The sequence below is a fragment of the Halorubrum halophilum genome (assembly GCF_000739595.1).
GTDB classification, from domain to species: domain Archaea; phylum Halobacteriota; class Halobacteria; order Halobacteriales; family Haloferacaceae; genus Halorubrum; species Halorubrum halophilum.
The window spans coordinates 1-19,416 of the sequence record NZ_BBJP01000006.1 but is presented as its reverse complement, the minus strand read 5'-3'; the positions used below and the strand labels follow the sequence as shown (position 1 = coordinate 19,416).

At 56.3% G+C, this 19,416-nt stretch carries 17 protein-coding genes and 2 pseudogenes; 10 read left to right on the top strand and 9 right to left on the bottom strand.

The window, feature by feature from the left end; all coding sequences use genetic code 11:
* Positions 1-153 precede the first annotated feature (153 nt).
* From ACP96_RS02040 to ACP96_RS02030, 3 genes are read left to right on the top strand one after another with little or no spacing between them, the layout of a single operon-like run.
* A complete protein-coding gene (locus ACP96_RS02040) occupies positions 154-1,272 on the top strand; it encodes a glycosyltransferase family 2 protein (RefSeq protein ID WP_050031930.1) in 1,119 nt (372 codons plus the stop codon).
* Complete coding sequence (gene wecB, locus ACP96_RS02035) at positions 1,269-2,369, top strand: non-hydrolyzing UDP-N-acetylglucosamine 2-epimerase (RefSeq protein ID WP_050031929.1); 1,101 nt, start codon at positions 1,269-1,271, stop codon at positions 2,367-2,369. Before ACP96_RS02040 ends, wecB begins: the two co-directional genes overlap by 4 nt.
* Positions 2,366-3,655, top strand: a complete 1,290-nt coding sequence (locus tag ACP96_RS02030) for a nucleotide sugar dehydrogenase (protein ID WP_050031927.1) — start codon at positions 2,366-2,368, stop codon at positions 3,653-3,655. Before wecB ends, ACP96_RS02030 begins: the two co-directional genes overlap by 4 nt.
* A gap of 601 nt (positions 3,656-4,256) precedes the next feature.
* Here ACP96_RS02030 and ACP96_RS02025 read toward each other — a convergent pair.
* The 3 genes from ACP96_RS02025 to ACP96_RS18390 all read right to left on the bottom strand — a co-directional run bounded on the left by ACP96_RS02025 (position 4,257) and on the right by ACP96_RS18390 (position 6,312).
* Complete coding sequence (locus ACP96_RS02025) at positions 4,257-5,180, bottom strand: NAD-dependent epimerase/dehydratase family protein (RefSeq protein ID WP_050031926.1); 924 nt, start codon at positions 5,178-5,180, stop codon at positions 4,257-4,259.
* A 170-nt stretch (positions 5,181-5,350) separates the two neighbouring features.
* Positions 5,351-6,145, bottom strand: a complete 795-nt coding sequence (locus ACP96_RS02020) for an HpcH/HpaI aldolase family protein (protein ID WP_050031925.1) — start codon at positions 6,143-6,145, stop codon at positions 5,351-5,353.
* A complete protein-coding gene (locus ACP96_RS18390) occupies positions 6,142-6,312 on the bottom strand; it encodes a hypothetical protein (protein WP_154020378.1) in 171 nt (56 codons plus the stop codon). The genes ACP96_RS02020 and ACP96_RS18390 overlap by 4 nt, the downstream gene beginning before the upstream one ends.
* Positions 6,313-6,744: 432 nt before the next feature.
* Here ACP96_RS18390 and ACP96_RS02015 point away from each other — a divergent pair, with 432 nt between their 5' ends.
* Positions 6,745-7,005 (top strand): HalOD1 output domain-containing protein, encoded by a 261-nt coding sequence (locus ACP96_RS02015; protein WP_050031924.1) that lies wholly within the window; start codon positions 6,745-6,747, stop codon positions 7,003-7,005.
* 214 nt (positions 7,006-7,219) lie between these two features.
* Positions 7,220-7,993 carry a YihY/virulence factor BrkB family protein gene (locus ACP96_RS02010; protein WP_050031923.1) on the top strand — a complete coding sequence of 258 codons (774 nt, stop codon included), beginning with the start codon at positions 7,220-7,222 and terminating at the stop codon, positions 7,991-7,993.
* 42 nt (positions 7,994-8,035) lie between these two features.
* Here ACP96_RS02010 and ACP96_RS02005 read toward each other — a convergent pair whose 3' ends face one another.
* The 5 genes and pseudogenes from ACP96_RS02005 to galU all read right to left on the bottom strand — a co-directional run bounded on the left by ACP96_RS02005 (position 8,036) and on the right by galU (position 11,987).
* Complete coding sequence (locus ACP96_RS02005; protein ID WP_235271311.1) at positions 8,036-8,212, bottom strand: DUF7511 domain-containing protein; 177 nt, start codon at positions 8,210-8,212, stop codon at positions 8,036-8,038.
* Positions 8,213-8,466: 254 nt separating this feature from the next.
* Positions 8,467-9,240 carry a UTP--glucose-1-phosphate uridylyltransferase AglF gene (aglF, locus tag ACP96_RS02000; protein ID WP_050031920.1) on the bottom strand — a complete coding sequence of 258 codons (774 nt, stop codon included), beginning with the start codon at positions 9,238-9,240 and terminating at the stop codon, positions 8,467-8,469.
* 186 nt (positions 9,241-9,426) lie between these two features.
* Positions 9,427-9,693, bottom strand: a pseudogene (locus ACP96_RS19460) (NAD-dependent epimerase/dehydratase family protein); the annotation flags it as partial.
* Positions 9,694-10,191: 498 nt separating this feature from the next.
* Positions 10,192-11,124 carry a UDP-glucuronic acid decarboxylase family protein gene (locus ACP96_RS01990; protein ID WP_050031917.1) on the bottom strand — a complete coding sequence of 311 codons (933 nt, stop codon included), beginning with the start codon at positions 11,122-11,124 and terminating at the stop codon, positions 10,192-10,194.
* Positions 11,121-11,987: a UTP--glucose-1-phosphate uridylyltransferase GalU gene (gene galU, locus ACP96_RS01985; protein ID WP_050031916.1), complete on the bottom strand. Its 867-nt coding sequence runs from the start codon at positions 11,985-11,987 to the stop codon at positions 11,121-11,123. Before galU ends, ACP96_RS01990 begins: the two co-directional genes overlap by 4 nt.
* Positions 11,988-12,207: 220 nt before the next feature.
* On the opposite strand from galU, the gene ACP96_RS17445 reads away from it, so the two are divergent.
* The 5 genes and pseudogenes from ACP96_RS17445 (at position 12,208) to ACP96_RS18380 (ending at position 18,359) form a co-directional block, all read left to right on the top strand.
* Positions 12,208-13,623: an oligosaccharide flippase family protein gene (locus tag ACP96_RS17445; RefSeq protein WP_082222434.1), complete on the top strand. Its 1,416-nt coding sequence runs from the start codon at positions 12,208-12,210 to the stop codon at positions 13,621-13,623.
* Between the two features lie 135 nt (positions 13,624-13,758).
* Positions 13,759-14,631 (top strand): annotated as a pseudogene (locus tag ACP96_RS01975) (IS1595 family transposase).
* Between the two features lie 309 nt (positions 14,632-14,940).
* Positions 14,941-16,152 (top strand): glycosyltransferase family 4 protein, encoded by a 1,212-nt coding sequence (locus ACP96_RS17440; protein WP_082222433.1) that lies wholly within the window; start codon positions 14,941-14,943, stop codon positions 16,150-16,152.
* Entirely contained in the window at positions 16,145-17,317 is a 1,173-nt protein-coding gene (locus ACP96_RS17435) for a glycosyltransferase (RefSeq protein WP_082222432.1), read from the top strand. The genes ACP96_RS17440 and ACP96_RS17435 overlap by 8 nt, the downstream gene beginning before the upstream one ends.
* A gap of 52 nt (positions 17,318-17,369) precedes the next feature.
* A complete protein-coding gene (locus tag ACP96_RS18380) occupies positions 17,370-18,359 on the top strand; it encodes a hypothetical protein (RefSeq protein ID WP_154020376.1) in 990 nt (329 codons plus the stop codon).
* Here the strand turns inward: ACP96_RS18380 and ACP96_RS17430 are convergent.
* Positions 18,350-19,177: a methyltransferase domain-containing protein gene (locus ACP96_RS17430; protein ID WP_082222431.1), complete on the bottom strand. Its 828-nt coding sequence runs from the start codon at positions 19,175-19,177 to the stop codon at positions 18,350-18,352. The two genes, ACP96_RS18380 and ACP96_RS17430, sit on opposite strands and share 10 nt — an antisense overlap.
* Between the last annotated feature and the right edge of the window lie 239 nt (positions 19,178-19,416).

The following is a 19,416-nucleotide window of genomic DNA, read 5'->3' as shown; positions in this document are numbered from 1 at the left end:
GCCACCCCGCGTCGCGTCGGGCCCCGCACGCGGGGGTGCCTACACCAAACCCATGATCGCATCCAACGTCAGAGCCGCGGACGGACGCCGACGACAGCTCCGAACCCGACAGGCCGGGACGGCCGCGACCCGACGCGGGGGGAGGATCTGACGATGTACGACGGACGGAGCGTCGGCGTCGTCGTCCCCGCGTACAACGAGGCGGGCCGCGTCGACGAGGTGATCGAGACGATGCCCGGATACGTCGACCGGATATACGCGGTCGACGACGCGTCGACCGACGAGACGTGGGCAGATCTCCGCGACTGCGCTCAGCGAGTCAACGGTCGGGCCGCCGAGTCGTCGCCCGAACGCGGCGCCGGCCCGCCGCGCGTCATCACGATCCAACACGAGCGGAACCGCGGCGCCGGGGCGGCAGTCAAGACCGGGTACTCGCGCGCGCTCGACGACGGGGTCGACGTCATCGCCGTGATGGACGGCGACGGGCAGATGGACCCGGCCCACCTCGAACGGATCGTCGCTCCCGTCGCCGCGGGGGAAGTGACGTACGCGAAGGGGAACCGGCTCAGCTCCCGGCGAGACTACGAGCGGATGTCGCGCTGGCGGCTGTTCGGGAACGTCGTTTTGACCCTTTTAACTCGCGTCTCTAGCGGTTACTGGGAGGTCTCCGACCCGCAGAACGGCTTCACCGCGATCTCGAACGAGGGGCTACGGCGGGTCCGGTTCGAGCGGCTCTACGACGAGTACGGCTTCCTCAACCACCTCCTGTTCGCCCTCAATCTCGGTCGGGAAGAGATCGCCGACGTCTCGCACCCGTCGGTGTACGGCGACGAGACGAGCACCATTCGGTACTCGACGTTCATTCCCCGGCTCTCGGCGCTCTTGGCGCGGAACTTCGTCGAGCGCATCGGCCGATCGTACGTCCTCCGGCAGTTCCACCCGCTGGTCGTCTGTTACGCGCTGGGGGCGGCGGTGACGCTCACCGGGATCTTCGGGGGCGCCTACACCCTCGCGTCGGCGAGCGTCGACGCGTTCCTCGGCGGCATGCTGTCGGTCACCGTCGGCGCGATCGGCGGGCTGCTGTTGACCCTCGGCATGTGGTTCGACGTGTCGGAGAACGACGACCTCGTTCGGTCCGTCCCCGAGCCCCGGGAGCCGGTAAGGCCGGAACCGGGGGTAGACGCCGACCCCGAGATCGGGAGGGATCAGCGGTTTCCGGTGTTCCAGGACGGCGGTGAAGTGACCCGGCCCACGGAGGGCGAGTCCGAATGACCGAGATCGCCTTCGTCCTCGGAACGCGGCCCGAGATCATCAAGCTCGCTCCCCTCGTTCAGGCGTGCGAGCGGCAGGACATCGAGTACGTGATCGTCCACACGGGACAGCACTACTCGGACAACCTCGACTCGGTGTTCTTCGACCAGCTCGACCTCCCGGACCCGGACTACGACCTAGCCGTCGGCTCCGGGCCTCACGGGGAGCAGACCGCGGAGATGCTCGTCGGGATCGAGCGCGCGCTCGACGAGACCGAGCCCGAAGTCGTGCTGGTCCAGGGAGACACCAACAGCGTGCTCGCCGGCGCGCTCGCCGCCAGCAAGATGGACACGGAACTGGGTCACGTCGAGGCGGGGCTCCGGAGCTTCGACCGGGAGATGCCCGAGGAGACGAACCGGGTGCTCGCCGACCACGCCGCGGACTACCACTTCCCGCCGACCGATCGCAGCAAGGGGTACCTCCTCCGCGAGGGGGTCTCGTCGTTCCGGATCACGGTCACGGGCAACACCGTGGTCGACGCGATACACCGGAACCTCGACATCGCCCGCGAGAAGAGCACGGTCCTCGAAGATCTGGGCCTCGACGGCTCACGGTACTTCCTGCTGACGGCTCACAGGGCGGAGAACGTCGACGACGAGGAGCGGTTCAGGGGCCTCCTCGCGGGTGCCCACCGGGCCGCCGAGGCCCACGACGCCGACGTGATCTACCCGATGCACCCCCGGTCTCAGAGCCGCGTCGAGGAGTTCGATATCGACTTCCCGCCGCGCGTCAGGGCGGTCGAACCGCTGGAGTACCTCGACTTCCTGCGGGCGGCGTCGTCGGCCGCCCTCATCCTGACCGACTCCGGCGGCGTCCAAGAGGAGGCCTGTATCCTCGGCGTCCCCTGCGTGACGATGCGGGACAACACCGAGCGCCCGGAGACCGTCGACGTGGGAGCGAACCGGCTCAGCTCCTGTGACCCGGCGCGGATCGAGCGGAGCGTCAGGGAGATGCTCGGCGCGAGCGACTGGGAGAACCCGTTCGGCGACGGCGACGCCGCCGAGCGCATCCTGCGGGCGCTCCCGGTCGAGACCCGGTCGAAGGAGGTGCCGCAATGAGCACCGTCTGCGTTCACGGGCTGGGGTACATCGGGCTGCCGACCGCCGCGATGCTCGCCAACTCGGGCCACGACGTGCGCGGCTTCGACGTCGACGACGACCTCGTCGCGGCCCTCCGGGAGGGCGAGGTCGGCCTGAACGAACCGGGCCTCTCCGAGTTCGTCGGGCGAGCGCTCGACAACGGCGACCTGCGGATCGTCGACGAGGTGCGGCCCGCGGAGTACCACCTCGTCTGCGTCCCGACGCCGTTCGACGAGGAAGACCGACGGGCGGATCTGGAGTACATCCGGGCCGCGTCGAGGGCCGTCCTCCCCGTCCTCCGCGAGGGAGACACGGTCATCCTCGAATCGACGGTCCCGCCGGGGACGACCGCCTCGCAGATGCGACCGATCCTGGAAGAATCGGGACTGAGCGCGGCGGAGGACTTCGGACTGGCCCACTGCCCGGAGACGGTCCTCCCCGGCAACATCATCGCGGAGCTCCGGGCGAACGACCGGATCGTCGGCGGGCTGACGCCCGAGGCCACGGCGGCGTCGGTGGCGCTGTACGAGTCGTTCGTCGACGGGGCGATCCGCACGACCGACGGGCCGACGACCGCCGAGTTCGTCAAGCTCATCCAGAACACGGCCCGGGACGTGAACATCGGGCTGGCGAACGAGATCGCCCGGCTCGCCCACGACTACGGGATCGACTCACGAGAGGCGATCGAGATGGCGAACGGCCACCCGCGGGTGAACCTCCTCCGGCCCGGGCCGGGCGTCGGGGGCCACTGCCTCCCGATCGACCCGTGGTTCCTCGGCGAGGGATCCGACGAGCTCGATCTGATCGAGGCCGCGAGGCGGGTGAACGACGGGATGGTCGGGTTCGTCGTCGAGCTCCTCCGCGAGCTCGTGCCCGATCTGGCCGGGACGCGGATCGCGGTCCTCGGCGCGGCGTATAAGGGGAACGTCGACGACACCCGGATGAGCCCGGGGCTCGCACTCGCGCGGGAGCTCCAGCACGGAACAGAGGCGGTGGCGCCCGCCACCGACGGCGGCGTGGCCGACGCGACGAGCGTCGCCGTTCACGACCCGCACGTCGCGGACGCGACCCTCGACCTGCGGTCCCTCGACGACGCGACGCGGGACGCCGACGCGATCGTCGTCGCCACCGACCACGACGAGTTCGCCGATCTCGACCCCGTCGAGTTGGCCGAACGGATGGCGGAGCCGAACGTGGTGGACGCGACGGGCATGCTGGACCTGGACCGGTGGCGTGACGCCGGCTTCTCGGTCCGGCGCGTGTGAGCGGGGTTCGGCGTTCGCCGTTCCGGCTCTGGGAACTCGTTTTTTGCAACGGAGTTTCACAGATGACAGTCGTTCACCGGAGCCCACCCTCGATCGACAGCGAGAGTGGGTGTTGCGGTTCGGTGACGGCGATGAGATATTTAAACGCGTTTGAGCGAGGGTGACAATCGCTTATAAATAAACGAGGCGGTGGCGCGTGCCCGTGAGCGGCCGCTAGGCCGCGAGCGGCACGCGCGAGGGACGCGGCGAGTGATGCGGGCGACCGAAGGGAGCCCCGAACGAGCCGCGAGGCTGGGGAGGCGTGAGGCGGTGCGGTTGCGGTCGGGTGGGACTCAAAGGGGCAGCCGGGAGGCGGGCGCAGGGGACGCAAGGACCACAGGGAGTGAGCGAAGCGAACGACCGAGGACCGCAGCGAGCGTGCGCCCGCCTCCCGGCTGGGGCTTTGAAGGTGTTCACCGCAGCGTCGTCAGTCGCTTATAAACAGCTGACAGCAACACGTCGATCCGGTTTATAAATAACGCCCAAGTCGGTCTACATCACGTACTCCCGAAATCGCTCGCCGGCGTTCTTCCACGACGGCGATCGCTCAGCCGACGTGCGTTTAGGCGACCAGATACGGCTCGCACACCCGTTCGATCCCCGTCTCGAAGTCGATGTCGGCCTCCCAGCCCGTCGCCTCGTGCAGCTTGGAGGCGTCGGCGCAGGTGTCCGAGACGTAGACGCTCTCCGGAATCGGGTTCTCCACGTACGCCGGGTCCACGTCGGCGTCGAGCGCGCGGTTCAACAGGTCGACGACGGTGTTGAAGGAGTGCGCCTCCCCGGTCCCGACGTTGTAGACGCCGTCGAGTTCGTGGTCGGCCGCCGCGACCATCGCGTCGACGATGTCGTCGACGTGCGTGAAGTCCCGGGTCTGGGTGCCGTCGCCGTACAGCTTCGGACTGCGCCCGTCGGCCACGTCGTCGGCGAACTGCGCGATGACGTTGGCGTACTCGCCCTTGTGCTCCTCGGCGCCGCCGTACCCCTGATACACCGAGAAGAACCGCATGCCGGCCATCGCCATGTCGTGGTGGTTCGAGAAGTACTCCGCGTAGCGCTCCCGCGAGAGCTTGGAGGCCTCGTACCCCGTGTTCACCTCGACCGGCATGTCTTCCGGGCATGGCTCCGTCTGGCTCCCGTAGATCGAGGAGGTGGAGGCGTAGACGACGGTGTCACAGCCCCCCTTGCGCGCCTGTTCGACCGCGTTCACGAACCCGTCGACGTTGACCCGGGCGCCCTCCACCGGGTTCTCCTCGTGCATCGCGTAGGAGGAGCGCGCGGCGAGGTGGAACACCACGTCGACGTCGGTCGGGAGGTCCTCCTCCAAGACGTCGCGCTGGAGACAGCGAACCCCGGAGTCGACGTTCTCCTCGGTGCCGAGGTAGCCGTTGTCGATCGCCGTCACCTCGTTGTCCGCCGCGAGCCGGTTCGCGAGGTTCGAGCCGATAAATCCGGTGCCGCCCGTGACGAGCACGCGTTTGTTCTGCACGGATCGCCGTTCTCCGGACGGCCACTATGCTATACGGCGCTTAACAGAGCGCCTCCGAACTCCGGAACCCACCCCGGTCGGCGAGAACGCACGAAACATTTCTCCCCTGACAGGTGTGCGATATATGCGCACCCGGAAGGCGACGCGACCGGATACGCGGCGGAGGCGATTCAGTCGTCGCGCCCTTCGTAGGCGTCGAGCCAGCCGGTGACGGCCCCTTTGAGCGCCCCGGTCGTGCTCCCGAGGTTCAGCATCTGGTAGCCGTTCCCCGCCTTCTCGTTCACGTCGTCCATCCCGAACCCGAGACCTGCGACGGGGACGTTCGCGTCGACGGCCTTCGATCGAACCGTCTCGACGGCCTCCTGTACCTCCGGGTGGTCGACCTCACCGGGATGGCCGAGCGCCACTGAGAGGTCGAACGGACCGATGAAGACGAATCCGAGCTCCGGGACGGCCAGAATGTCGTCGAGGTTCTCGACGGACGCCTCGGTCTCGATGGTCACGCCGACGAGCGTCTCTCGGTCCTCGGTGGCGACGTAGTCCTCGGCGAGCCCCCAGCGACGAGCGCGCGGCGACGCCAGTCCCCGATCGCCGGGGCCACCGTCGTAGCGGAACCGCGCGGATCGAACCGCCGCTCGGACCTCCTCGGCGGTCTCCACGCGGGGAAGGAACACGTTTCTCGCGCCGAGGTCCAGCGCTTTCCGGACGAGCGTCGGATCCGTGTCGGGGAGCCGGACGAGTAGCTCCACGTCCGTCCGTTCGCCCGCGCGGAGCAGGTCTTCCAACTGGCCCCCGTCCCACGGGTCCGGGCCGCCGTGTTCGAAGTCCAACCAGACGAAATCGACGCCGAGTTCGCCGTAGAACTCCACGAGCGTCGGACTGTACGTGTTGTCGAGGACGCCGAGCGCGACCGCTCCGTCGTCGAGCGCCGCGGCGAGGTCGTTGGTGGGTTGCGAAGCAGTCATGAGCTGTCGGACGGCGCGGCGTTCGTCTGTTCGTTTCCGGAGCGTCTCGGTCCGAGTCCGAGATCGCCGCTCGCCTCCCAGACGTCCCGCCGGGTTTCACAGCCCACTGGGTTCGATTCTTCGATCTGTACTTCGGCCGTCTCGTCGATCGTTTCGGATGCGTTCATTATGTCTCAGCGGTCTCGCACGGCGTCGGCTCTGCATCTGCGCTTCCACCTCGATACCGCCGGCGGCTGGCAGTGAGCACTCGAGTCGAACATCGTCGTCGGATCTCTCCGCGCTCTCTATCCAGATCTCCGGACGGGGCCAGAGCGAATTGTTATGCAGATCGTATCCGTGTGTACGGTCCGTAAGCCCCCGTTACCGGGTTCAGAGCCCTACAGGATCCGGGGTCGCCGAAACCGCTCTTCGTCCGGCGATTCGCTGAGAAACCGGTTGCTTCTCGAAGCCGGCGAAACCGATATGAAGAGCGTCCCTGCTGAATGTTCCTTCGAGAAGATTCCAACAGAGCTATTCTTTCTCACACTCAACGGTAATCACTGTGGGACGGTACACGAGCGAGTCAGGAGACCCGCCGACTGGATCGAACGGCTGTCAACATGACTGACGACTACCTCGTCGACAGACGATACGACTGGAACGACGTTTCTCCGGTAGTTGGGGTCGTCGAGGCGCTGAGCGACGCCGACGACAGCGAGCCGGACGCGATTCCGGCCCTCGCCGAGACGGTCGATCCGGAGTCGCTCAACGACCTCTGTGCGAGCGCGCCGACACAGGATCCGGTCACGGTGTCGTTCGTCCACGCGGGCTACGACGTGATCGTTCGCAGCGACGGGTTCGTCGGCGTCGGCACCGCTTGACATCCTTCTGAACACGCGAGCGCGTCGACGCAGCAGGGAGCACCCGCCGATCCGGGAATCGGACGACAGACGGGGAACGCGGGACGAGACGCGCGTCCGACCGGTTTCCCCGCCAGACTCGGTATCGACCGTCCCTCTCGTTATCCGGGGGCGGGAGCCGCGTCCGTTCGACTACGCCCCGTCTAACGATACCCGTCGCACGCCTCCGGCGACTGTGCGACGCGACGCGACACGCGCCGTCGAGACCGTTCGGTCGATCTACGTGCTCGGTCGAGAGAGCGAGCTGTCGTTTCTGGCCGGGAGCATCGCCTTCTTCGCGTTCTTCTCCGTCGTGCCCGCCCTCGTGTTAGCGGTCGCCGTCGGGGGCGAGCGGTTCGCGGCGGGCGTGCTGGCGCTGTTCGAATCCTACCTCTCCGCGGAGGGTACGGCGGTCGTCAGCGCGGCGCTCACCGACCAGTCGGGCATCGCGGGCGCCACCGCGGTCGGGACGCTCGCGCTCGCCTGGAGCGCCCTCAGGGTGTTCCGGGCGATCGATCTCGCCTTCGACCGGATATACGGCTCGGAGACGGTGACGCCGCTGGGCAGACAGCTCCTCAACGCGACGGCAGTGATGACGACCATCGGAGTCGGGCTCGCCCTGCTCGTCGGCGCGCAGTTGGTCCTCGGACTCCCGGCCGTCGAACGGGTCGTTCCGTCGAGACCGGTCGGCGTCGCGGTGCTTTTCGTCGGGCTGCTGATCGCGTTGCTGCCGGTGTACTACGTCTTACCGCCCCGCCGCGTGTCGCTTCGCGAGGTCCTGCCCGGAACCGTCGCGGCCGTCGTCGGGCTGGTCGTTCTGGAGACTCTGTTCCACCTGTACTCGACGGTCGCCGGACAGTACCGGGCGTACGGCTTCCTCGGGATCGTGTTACTGTTCCTGCTGTGGCTCTACTTCGGCGCGCTCGCGGTCCTGTTCGGTGCCGTCGTCAACGTCGTCGCAGAACGATGATCGGCGCCGCGTCACCCGCTGACCGAGAGGCGCCCGCCGCCATCAGCGACAGGACGCGATCGCGAAGTAGTACCCGGATTCGGCCGTGATCCACTCCGTCATCCGCCTGTCGTCGTCGGGGTCCTCCGGGTGGAGGGTGCACTCGTCGGGGTCATCGTCGTACCGAACGATCGTCGCCCGGATCGGCGGTTCGTGGTGGTCGGGTTCCCCAGTCGGCATCATCTGTGTCCGGAGTTGGCACTCGGATAGGCATCGTAATGCCATTGATAACCCGGGAAGACGGTAGCTATCGAACGGCTTCCAACGGCGAGAGGCGCCCCGGCGGACAGTCCTACGCGTACGAACTCGGCGTCGACCTTGATCTGGTGTTCGCAGCGGTCGGCGAGTCCGAGACGCTCGTACTCCCGCGGCCCGTCGCTCGTTCGATCCGTGCCCGGACTCAGTGAAAAGGCTCGGCGCGGTGGGTTCGCTCGCTATTCGTCGACGACGACTTCGTCAGCATTGTCGGCCTCGCCGGCGTCGTCGTCCTCGTCGGCCAGTTCGTCCAACCAGTCCTCGGCGCGGTCGCGGTCTTCGGGGTAGCCCACGTCGATCCGCCAGCCGTCGAGTCGGATCGCGTCGATGGTGCGGCCGGACTGGATGAGGAGATCGATCGCGTCGGGGAGCTCGTACTCGCCGCGGTCGGAGGGTTGGACGAGGTGACACGCGTGGAAGATTGCGGGGGTAAACGTGTAGAAGCCGGTCATCACCAGATTCGACGGCGGGTCGTCGGGCTTCTCGACGACCTCGACGACCTCGCCGTACTCGTTGGTGTCGAGCACGCCGTAGCGAGACGCCTCCTCGTAGGGCACCTCCTCGACGAGGAACGCGGCATCGGCGCGGTCCTCCCGCTGGCGGTTAGTGACATCGCCGAGGTTGCCGCGAAAGACGTTGTCGCCGAGCATCAGCATGAAGTCGCCGTCGACGTGGGGTTCGGCCTGGAGGATGGCGTGTGCGAGGCCTAACTGCTCGCGCTGGTGCGTGTACGTGATCGGCACGTCGCGGTACTCGTCGCCGTACCGATCGATGATCTGCTCGGCCTTGTACCCGACCACCACGACGAGTTCGGTCGCCCCGGCGTCGATCAGGTTGTCGAACACGTCCTCGATCAGCGGCGTCCCGTTCACCTCGACGAGCACCTTCGGCTTGTCGTCTGTTAGGGGCCGGAGTCGCGTGCCCTTGCCCGCCGCGAGTACCACTGCTTGCATGAATCACACTCTTCTGTGCCGTTGTAAATACTTTGTCAGTCTCTATACCGAATCAAATCCTAGTAATGATGATTTATTATTATCGTGACAAAGTGTATTTACCCTCATACGGCCCACACACCAACTCGACGCCTTTCTTCGAAGCCGATCTCGGGCTCCCACCCGGTGGCGGCGCGGAACGCCGAGGCGTCGTCCATCGTGTATGAATCCCTCGACGTTGACGCGGCAGTCGCACTGGGGATCGCTCTCGTGCATGTTCTGCGAGAAGAGCGTGGCGAGATGGAACACGATGTCGACGGAGAAATCTTCGTCGACGGTATCCGCTTTGACGAACTCAATTTCGGGAACGAGGTTCTTGGGCGTCCCGAGATAGGTGTCATCGAGAGCGATCACGTCATTGTCGGCCGCGAGGCGGTTCGCGAGGTTCGAGCCGATGAAGCCCGCGCCGTCCATGACGAGGACGCGTTTGCCCTGCTAGGTGCGAATCCTCACAGAGAACACATTACGGCTTTGGTTTACTCCAGAGTATGTGAATATCTGTGCTAATATATCATTATAGATATTGTTCTGGAGAGAAGATCTCGTTCTCCCAGTCTGTATTCTTGAGAAGCAGGTTGTTGGTCGCAATAGCAAAGCTGGCTCTGAGCCAAAAGAACCTCTCGTTTAGCCGTGAAACCGTAATCCAAATCCAGCTATATCTGTTCCTCAGTAGTCTAGTCTGTTGAATCCACTGACAGTGACGGAACAGACAAGTTTTACTTGGTGAGTTATCAGGTACGAGTGATGGTTCTACAGGGAGGGAAGCTAGTTAGAATGAATCCTTTTTGATCGATACAGAAATGTGTTGAGATCTCGGTTGAGTGAATCCATACACAGCTAATCAGAGACTTGGCATGCACTTCTTCTGTGGGTTCAACAAACAAAAGAGACTACGATTCTGTGATTACTAACTCAGATCTGTTGTACAAAATACTCGATTGACATTTCAAGTCCTTCACGGAGTGTGACCTCAGGCGTCCAATTGAGTTCAGACCGCGCTTTAGAGATATCTGGCCGCCGTACCTGTGGGTCTTGAGGCGGGAGTTCCTCGTGCGTAATCCCGCTGTCACTCTCAGTCACATCCAAAATAAAGTCTGCGAGTTCATTGATCGTTCGCTCGTCGGGATTCCCAATATTGACTGGGTCTTGGACGCTAGATTCTAATAGCGCTACCAGTCCGTCGATCATATCCTCTACATAACAGAAGCTTCGAGTCTGTTCGCCGTCTCCATACACCGTCAAATCTCTCCCGGTGAGAGCTTGCTTCATGAAGTTAGGGATCACCCGACCGTCGTCAAGACGCATTCGTGGCCCATATGTGTTGAAGATTCGCGCGACCCGGACATCTAGGTCGTGTTTGTCCCGGTAGGCCCGCACCAGCGACTCGCCGTAGCGCTTCGACTCGTCGTAACACGACCGCGGCCCATATGGGTCTACGTTACCGCGGTATGACTCGGGTTGTGGATTTACTTCCGGGTCGCCGTATACTTCGCTTGTCGAGGTGAACAGATACGTCGCGTCTTTCTCTTTCGCGAGTCCGAGCGTCTTATGTGTCCCGAGAGCTCCAACCTTCAGAGTTTTGATCGGATGATCTCGGTAGAAGACGGGAGACGCGAGACTCGCCAAATGGAGAACCGCATCAAGCTCTCCAGCAACGTGAATGAACTCCGTGACATCGTGATCATAAAACGAAAACTGATCCTGATAGAAGGCGTCATCGAGATTCTTGATCTGCCCGCTCACGCGATTATCCATTCCGATCACTTCATAGCCATCAGAAAGCAACCGATCACAGAGGAACGAGCCGAGAAATCCGGCGGCTCCCGTTACGAGAATCCGGCTCATAAGGACTGTTCGTCGAGGAGCGCTTCGACAGCTTCATTGATTTCACCATCGTCATAATGGAGTGCCATCTCGATATTCGCTCGTAGCCAGCTCGGGATATTACCGATGTCGTAGCGGTCGCCGTCAAGTTCGATCCCACGCACATTGTCTAACTTCCGGATGGCGTCGGTTAACTGGAGTTCTCCACCTTTTCCTTTCTTCGTGGCCTCAAGCAGATCGAAGATCTCAGCGGTGAGCACATAACGTCCAGTGATCGCGAGGTTGGAAGGTGCCTCATCCTGTGGTGGCTTTTCAACGAAGTCATCAACAGGAAAACTCCCAGCACTCGGGTCTACGTCACCGGTGTCAGCAACGCCATAAGTAGACACCTGTTCCCAAGGGACACGCTCTAAGGAGAGTATCGACGATCCGTGGTTCTTCGCCTCATTGATAAGTGTCTCAATACACGGTGTGTCGTTTTTGATGATCGTGTCACCGAGGAGCAACGCAAATGGTTCATCACCGACGTGTTTTCGCGCGTATAGAACTGCATCACCCAACCCGTCTCGCTCTTTCTGTCGGACATAATGAATGTCAGCCAAATCTGCAATCTCTTGAACACGATCGAGCCGATCGAGTTTTCCGTCGGCTTCGAGTTCCTCCTCCAGTTCGTATGATTTATCGAAATGTCGCTCAATAGCTTGCTTGCCACGGCCGGTAATGATCAAAATATCGTCAATCCCCGCGGATACCGCCTCCTCAACGACGTACTGTATTGTCGGCTTGTCCAGGACGGGCATCATTTCTTTCGGTTGGGCTTTCGTCACCGGAAGAAAGCGAGTACCAAACCCTGCAGCCGGGATAACTGCTTTCGTCACATCCATACGTCACCATGACTGCTACCCCACTAATAGGTACCTTTTGATCGACGCATTTCTCAAATAATAACTTAGAGACAGGTATCAACTTCAACAAAGTAAATGCTCCCCCCTTCGCTACCGCTTTAACGAAACCATTCCTTCGTACTATGATTAGTTACTACCTGATAACCACGATATTGATACGTTGGCAATTAGAATATCCATTGGACCTGCGAGTTCCCTTATGAAATACGGCCAGACATCGATTGTGAATTTTTTATCCCGTCTAATAATGTCTCTCTCAGGGTTCGTTGCTACAATCATTCTCACTCGGACCCTCGGACAGGATCAATACGGCACCTATGTAGTGATTCTCTCTGTACTTGCGTGGGCAGGGATGATTGGACAACTTGGACTACTACAAGCTGTGAAGAAGCGTGTAAGTGAGTCTAACGATGGAAACTACGTAGTTTCTGGAGCTACCATTCAATTCGTACTGTATCTCCTTCTTGCAATTATCCTCTGGATCAGTAGATCTACTCTAAACGAGTTTATCGGTATTGATGTAACTCTCATTATTATCCTTATGCTTGCTATTCGGTTGGGGCTGATGTTTACTCAAACAGTCCTGGAAGGACAGCATCTCGTCCATGTCTCAAGTATTCTTACACCGGTTGAATGGGTGAGTAGAAGTCTCATTCAGATAGTACTTGTTGTCTCTGGCTTCGGCATTGTCGGAGCACTTGCAGGATACGTCGTCGGCGCTTTCGTAGCCGCAGTTATTGGTATTCATTTCATCACCGTTCCATCGAAACCACCATCTAAGGAAGATTTTGTACAATTAAAATCATACGCACAGTTCTCGTGGCTCAATTCAATCAAAGGAAGAGTATTCCAGTCTATGGACACGCTTATCCTTGCTATTTTCATTCCACACGGTCTCATTGCAGTTTATGAGATAGCGTGGAACCTCGCATCTCTGTTTGCCATATTTGGAGCGTCGATCTCTCGGACTCTCTTCCCTGAAATGAGTAAAATTCACTCAGAAGAGCAGTCTAATGCCGAAATAGCTAGCTTACTGCGTGTCAGTCTCGTTTACTCTGGACTGTTCATCATTCCTGGATTTGTAGGTGCCGCATTGGTTGGCGATGTCGTGTTGACAATTTATGGCTCAGAATTTCAGATGGGTTACTATATTTTATTGTTTCTCACATTTGCTCGGCTTTTATATGGATATGGTCGTCAATTTGTGAACACAATTGATGCGATAGATCGGCCAGATTTAACATTCTATATAAATGCCGTATTCGTTGGTGTAAATTTGAGTTTAAACGTTCTACTCACATGGCAATTTGGATGGTATGGCGCAGCAGTAGCAACCACATTCTCATGTGGTATCGTGCTAATTCTTGGATATTATTATGCTGACAAAGTGGTTGATATTAATATTCCCTTTCGTGAAATTGGAAGACAAATTATTTCAAGTGGGGTTATGGCTGTTGTCGTTCTTATTGGGCGATCTCTTCTTGGTGAATCCTTGTCTGTTATTATTTTACTTATTGGACTGGGTGCGTCAGTGTACTTTTCGGTTCTTCTTTATATGTCCGAAGAATTCCGTTCAACAGTAAGTGATAATATTCCATTTAAAACCAATCAATAAAATGACATATCTCTGATCAGTAGAAACCCTGAGAAATCCCAGATACGCTCTTCTGTAGGAGATTGTTGATACTGGTGAGCTGTCGCTGCGGAGTCGAAGAGGACAATGGCACCGCGTCAGCGGTACCCGACACGGATGATTCCGCTAGATGTGTTTGGGTTGGAATCGGTCACAGCGGACCTACTCCAACAAATTCGCTGGCGTGACGGTGTGACTTGTCCCCGCTGCCGTTCTGACCGAACAGTCAGAAACGGCAGCTATGGGCAGTTTCAGCGGTATCTCTGTAAGGATTGCGGCCGCACATTCAACGATAAGACTGGTACGATCTTCGCTCATTCGAAGATCGCGCTCCGCAAGTGGCTGTTTTCGATCTACGCCTTTCGCCGGTTTAACACGAGCCTCAGGCAGCTACAATGCAAATGGATGTTACCTACAAAACGATCCACAGGCGTGTCAAGCGCTTCAGCGAAGCGCTCGACGCGCCGCCACTCGATCTCGTCGAGCCAGTCGAAATTGACGAACTGTACATCTCTACCGGCCTGAAAGGCCGCGAGCGCGACCGCTGGTCGAGCTCCCGCGGCCTCTCCAGACGCGGGCGCGGGACATATGAACAGGACAAACCGCCTGTTTTCGTTCTCGTAGATCGCGGCACCGAACAACGATACATCGTGCCAGCAAAATCCGCAGATGAATCGACGATTCGGCTCCTGCTGGCTGACCGCTAGCAGGAGCCTCTCACCGTCTATTCCGCCGAATTTTGCGTGTACAATCCTTGAGGAAGATGAGAGATTCAACCGCGAATACGTCGTCCACGGAGACGGTGAGTACGCCGACGATAGGGTCCACGTGAACACGTGCGAGAGCCACGCGTCGCTGGCGCGACGGTGGCTCTCGCCTCACCGGGGTATCTCAAAAGATCGCCTCACACCGTATTTCCGAGCGTTCCAATTCAGACGAGAGCTCTACCGCAAACCCGGACGAGAAGCGCTCAAACACGCCACTCTTTGAGATCAACAGATGTGCTACACAAGAGCGTCCCATATATTACTCTTCAGTACACAGAAAATAGTCAGATAGACGATCCGAATTTTAACCTTAGCGACGCACTATAGTATCATGTCTCCTCACCGCCACAGGCATCGATTCCAACACGTCTATATTATTATCGGAATAGCATAGAACGCGCCTTTCATGTGAAACAATGTAACGAATTATGTAGTTTCGAGCTGTTCCACTCATGTTGAGGCAGATGCCGTCAGAAATCAGCCTCAAACCCTCTCCTTCGCATGGAATCTGGCTTATCTGGACACTATCAGGATGGAGGAAGGACTAAAAGAGCAGGAAAACAATCTGAAGCTAATTGGTATGCCCCCTGAAAACCGAGACCCCCCGAAAAATAGTAAATTGGACATCACATTTGTCTCTCCAAGATTGTATTACTATCTCAAGCCCGGTGGAGATCAAGGCGCGGGTGGAGCTGAGCGACAGCAGTTCCTTCTCTCACAAGAATTAGTTGATCGGGGTCATAATGTATCTGCGATCACCCGAATCTTTGATTCGATAGAAAAAAGCAACTCACGAGATGTTACTATGTATCAATTGATACCAGATACAAATAGTATTCTTCTATTTCCATTTAAATTTCTCTGGCTCGCCATGGTATTCACTTGGATTAACTCTGATGTGTATTACGTTCGTGGCCATCCCAATCTTTGCTTTGTCGTGGGATTATTCTGTAGGATCCGTGGAGCAGGTTTTGTATATGTAGTAGCAAATGATCGTGATATAGAGCCAGATAAGATTGGTAGTCATGGGAAGATATTCAAGTATCTGTATATTTGGTCAATACGAGGTGCTGATCAAGTTGTTACGTTAACCGACTATCAGAAAGAAATTCTCAGGAAAGAATATGGAATTGATGCTAATACCATCCCCTGTGGATATGATCTACCTCCTGAAAAAAATATACTTAGCCACAGAGAACGCGAATACTTCCTCTGGGTTGGAAGATTCGATCCTGACCAGAAAAATCCGGCAAAGTTCGTTGATGCGGCAGAGAAATTACCGAACATTAATTTTGTGATGGTTGGACCTCCGATAGAAGGTGAAGAAGAATTTTATCAGGAAATTAAGGATCGTGCTTTAAGCGTGCCTAACATTTCATTTGAGGGGTTTATCGAACCAGATCAGATTGATTCGTACTACCGATCCGCAAAAGCGTTGGTTAATACATCAGACAGCGAAGGATTTGGTAACGTATTTTTGGAGGCTTGGAGATATGAAACTCCCGTGATATCACTGGAATACTCCCTACACGGGACGATCAGTGAGGAGGACATCGGTATTTATGCGGGGGATTTCGACACGCTGCTCAAATCGATCCAGCAGCTTGACTCCGATGTAGAGCATCGACAACGGTTGGGGGCAGAGGGCCGAAAGTTTTTGTTAGAAAATTATTCGCTTGAAGTGGTAGCTGACCAGACTGAACAAATACTTAGGGAAGCACAGTGGGACAGAAAGTATGAATAACGTTGATAATATTGCTATCTTACATAAAGGAGAGGACATCGAAGGCGGGGCCGAACGTGTTGCTTGGGAAATACAGCGGACAGTTAACGCCCCTCTTTATGTGGGATTTCGAAATGAAAATGTAGAACCCTCGGATATAACTGATGTAACAGAACTTTTTAGTGGCCCATTAAGCCAATTTTCGATTAAAAAAGGAGGTCCGTTGAGAGAATTGGCTTATCTATATAATTGGATGACAAGTTTTTCACCCATCAAGGATATACGAAAATACGATATCGTAATTGGATCCGGATTAGAAACCCTCCTTTACTGTGGGCCAGATTCACAGTCACAAATCCAGTATGTCCACCACACCGGTCGACGATATACGGATTTACTGTACAAGTGGCCAGACAATTTTCGAGGTAGGGCGGGGCGTATGTACAGCGTATTGCTTCGGTTGTTAACAAATGAGGCTGTGAACCGACCAGATATATTTGTATGCAACTCTGAGATTATTGCCCATCGGGTGAAAAAATATTGGAATATTGACCGAGATAAAATACGAGTTGTATACCCGCCAGTGCCTACGCATGAATTTTCACGACACACAGAAAGCACCGGCGAATTTTATCTCACTATCTCAAGACTAGAGCCCCATAAGCGAATTGGAGAAATCATTGATGTTTTTAATCAACTACCAAATAAGTCTCTTAAAATAGCAGGTGATGGCCCAGAAGATCACTCACTACAAGCGAAATCGAGTTCTAACATTGATTTTTTGGGATTCGTTTCTGAATCAGAAAAACAATCACTCCTAGCCAAAGCAAAAGGGTTCGTATACAATGCTGAGAACGAAGATTTTGGGATTGCACCCGTTGAAGCCTTAGCATCTGGAACCCCAGTATTAGGCGTAAAAGAAGGTATGACACAATTCCAAATAGTAGACGGTAAGAATGGGTATCGATTCGAACGAGAGGGAAAACCATCATTATTCGATGCTGTTCAGAATTTTGAAAAGAAGGGAATCAAATGGTCTGAATCGGAGATCGAGCAGTTTGCTGAGCGCTTCTCGGTGGATGAATTCCGGTCGGGAATACGTGCGGTCATTAGTGAGGTACAGGATAAGCCGAATATCCGACCGGACTGGTATCCTACTAAAAAAGATATTGACGGTGGGGACTGATCTTCGTCCAATGACGAAATCTTAATGCCAAGGACTAACCTCCAAGGTCAACATGGGTCTTATTGACTGGGCGAAACAGTTTCACCGACGAACTCAAACCCGTCCATTTACTTCTGCGGTCTATCAATCTGGCTGGGAATTAGTGAACGGAATCCTTCATCGAACTATCGCAGATAGGATTGGAACCTCCGTTTGGTCGAAAGATTGGGATATTCTTGTGGTACTCGACGCGACCCGTGTTGATACATTCCGTGAAGTGAGTCAAGAATTTGACTGGATCGATACAGAAGCTATTACGTCCTATTGGTCTGTAGGTTCGTATTCAGGTTCGTGGGTAGCTAATACGTTTGATGTTACCGATCACCCAGAGGCAAAATCAACGGCGTATATCTCGGGTAATGACTGGGCCCAGCGAGAGGTTTCGTGGGAACCTAATCTCCCTATCGATGATTCGCAGTTACCGCTCTTTGTTCCCGCAGCTGACTTCTGTTGGGAGGAAGTAGGTGGTGTTGAAACGGTTAATCCACATCTATTAACTGATCTCGCTATTACTGCTTGGAGAAATAGAACACAGTACGGATTTGATAAGATGATTGTTCACTACATGCAGCCCCATCAGCCATTCATTGGCCATCCAGACCTCATACACCAGATGGATATCGAAGGAGAAGATGATTATGAAGGTCGAGAGAACTTCGGTGTGTGGGATAGCGCATACAAGGGGACAGTAACACGGCAGGAGATTCTTGAAGCATATCAGAATAATCTACGATATGCACTAGGGTGTATAGATACGTTAAGAACAAATGTGGACGCTAATATAGCGATAACCGCTGACCACGGAAATGCGTTAGGAGAACTGAGACAATGGGGTCACCCTGCAGGATCTTTATTATCTAGTGTAAGAAAGGTTCCATGGACGGTGATCGAAGGAGAGGATCGTATGTCGAGAGAGGTAGATATTGATGTTTCTAATTTATCTAGTGATAAAAATACAGACACTAATGTTAAAAGTCGGTTACAGCAGCTAGGTTACTTATAATTTTTGTTGCTTGGTATACAAATATACAACTTTTCATATTGCCAGTCTTGACCTGATTCTAAGCTGGTGTGGCCAGGGCTATGAAGGCGTAGTCCATGCCGTTTGATTTTAGTCTGGTTTAGCCAATCTGGTACAGTCATCGTAGAAACTGAAAATCCATTATCGGAAAGTCTCTGATAGAAGTCTTTGCCATATTGCCGTACATGGTTAGGAGCTCCAAAGGCTTGAGACCGATTTTTTGGAGTGGTAATGCCTATATCTTCGTGTGTTTTATTTAAAACATCACTTTGTGGTACCATAACTAGCGCATACCCATCTTTTTTTAGCACTCGGCTCATCTCTGCGATAGCTCTCTTATCGTTTTGAACATGCTCAAGAACGTGAGAGCAAATTATTAAGTCAAACGTATCGTCTCTGAAAGAGAGACTGGTTATATCTGAATATACATCCACACTTTTATCAGATAATCCATTACTAATTACATCTAAATTAATATCGCTAGTTATCATGTTCACATTTGAATTTTCTCGTAACTTCCCCTCAAGTGGCCACGCTGGGCTTGTATAAAGTATGTCAGTACAACTAGAAAAAGCATCGAACTTTTCTTTTATATATAACCATAGTAGGCGATGGCGCTCTCTGGAACCACAGACTGGGCATTGACATTGGATTCTTGGGGGAGATCCTGCGGGCATAAACTTACGAATGTTTGACTCACAGAGAGGACAATAGTAATTTGCCCCTATTGAATATATTTTCTGGCGAACAAAATTGATTCCCTTACGTGCTAGAAACTTTCCTGTATTGTGTAGTTCCATGAGATGGACACAGATTGATAAATGAAAAAGGATTCCGCTCTTGGGTGGAGAGGCTGTGTTGAATCGCCATACAGCAGCGAGGTAGGCCGCTAAATCAAAGGAGTTGAAGCGGGAGAATGCGGTTGTCTATGACGCAAATCTCCCGCTTCATCGGGGAGGTTGTACCGGTTGCTCAAAGAGTTACTGGCGATGGAGGCGAATCCGCCGCCCCGGTAGGACGACGTTGTTGGGCAGGAGTG

Coding starts and splice junctions, on each gene's coding strand:
- aglF (WP_050031920.1), bottom strand. CDS start 9,240: ATGCAAGCAGTGGTACTCGCGGCGGGCAAGGGCACGCGACTCCGGCCC.
- ACP96_RS02040 (WP_050031930.1), top strand. CDS start 154: ATGTACGACGGACGGAGCGTCGGCGTCGTCGTCCCCGCGTACAACGAG.
- ACP96_RS17445 (WP_082222434.1), top strand. CDS start 12,208: ATGAAATACGGCCAGACATCGATTGTGAATTTTTTATCCCGTCTAATA.
- wecB (WP_050031929.1), top strand. CDS start 1,269: ATGACCGAGATCGCCTTCGTCCTCGGAACGCGGCCCGAGATCATCAAG.
- ACP96_RS17430 (WP_082222431.1), bottom strand. CDS start 19,177: ATGGAACTACACAATACAGGAAAGTTTCTAGCACGTAAGGGAATCAAT.
- ACP96_RS17440 (WP_082222433.1), top strand. CDS start 14,941: ATGGAGGAAGGACTAAAAGAGCAGGAAAACAATCTGAAGCTAATTGGT.
- ACP96_RS02015 (WP_050031924.1), top strand. CDS start 6,745: ATGACTGACGACTACCTCGTCGACAGACGATACGACTGGAACGACGTT.
- ACP96_RS18390 (WP_154020378.1), bottom strand. CDS start 6,312: ATGAACGCATCCGAAACGATCGACGAGACGGCCGAAGTACAGATCGAA.
- ACP96_RS17435 (WP_082222432.1), top strand. CDS start 16,145: ATGAATAACGTTGATAATATTGCTATCTTACATAAAGGAGAGGACATC.
- ACP96_RS02030 (WP_050031927.1), top strand. CDS start 2,366: ATGAGCACCGTCTGCGTTCACGGGCTGGGGTACATCGGGCTGCCGACC.
- ACP96_RS18380 (WP_154020376.1), top strand. CDS start 17,370: ATGGGTCTTATTGACTGGGCGAAACAGTTTCACCGACGAACTCAAACC.
- galU (WP_050031916.1), bottom strand. CDS start 11,987: ATGGATGTGACGAAAGCAGTTATCCCGGCTGCAGGGTTTGGTACTCGC.
- ACP96_RS02005 (WP_235271311.1), bottom strand. CDS start 8,212: ATGCCGACTGGGGAACCCGACCACCACGAACCGCCGATCCGGGCGACG.
- ACP96_RS01990 (WP_050031917.1), bottom strand. CDS start 11,124: ATGAGCCGGATTCTCGTAACGGGAGCCGCCGGATTTCTCGGCTCGTTC.
- ACP96_RS02020 (WP_050031925.1), bottom strand. CDS start 6,145: ATGACTGCTTCGCAACCCACCAACGACCTCGCCGCGGCGCTCGACGAC.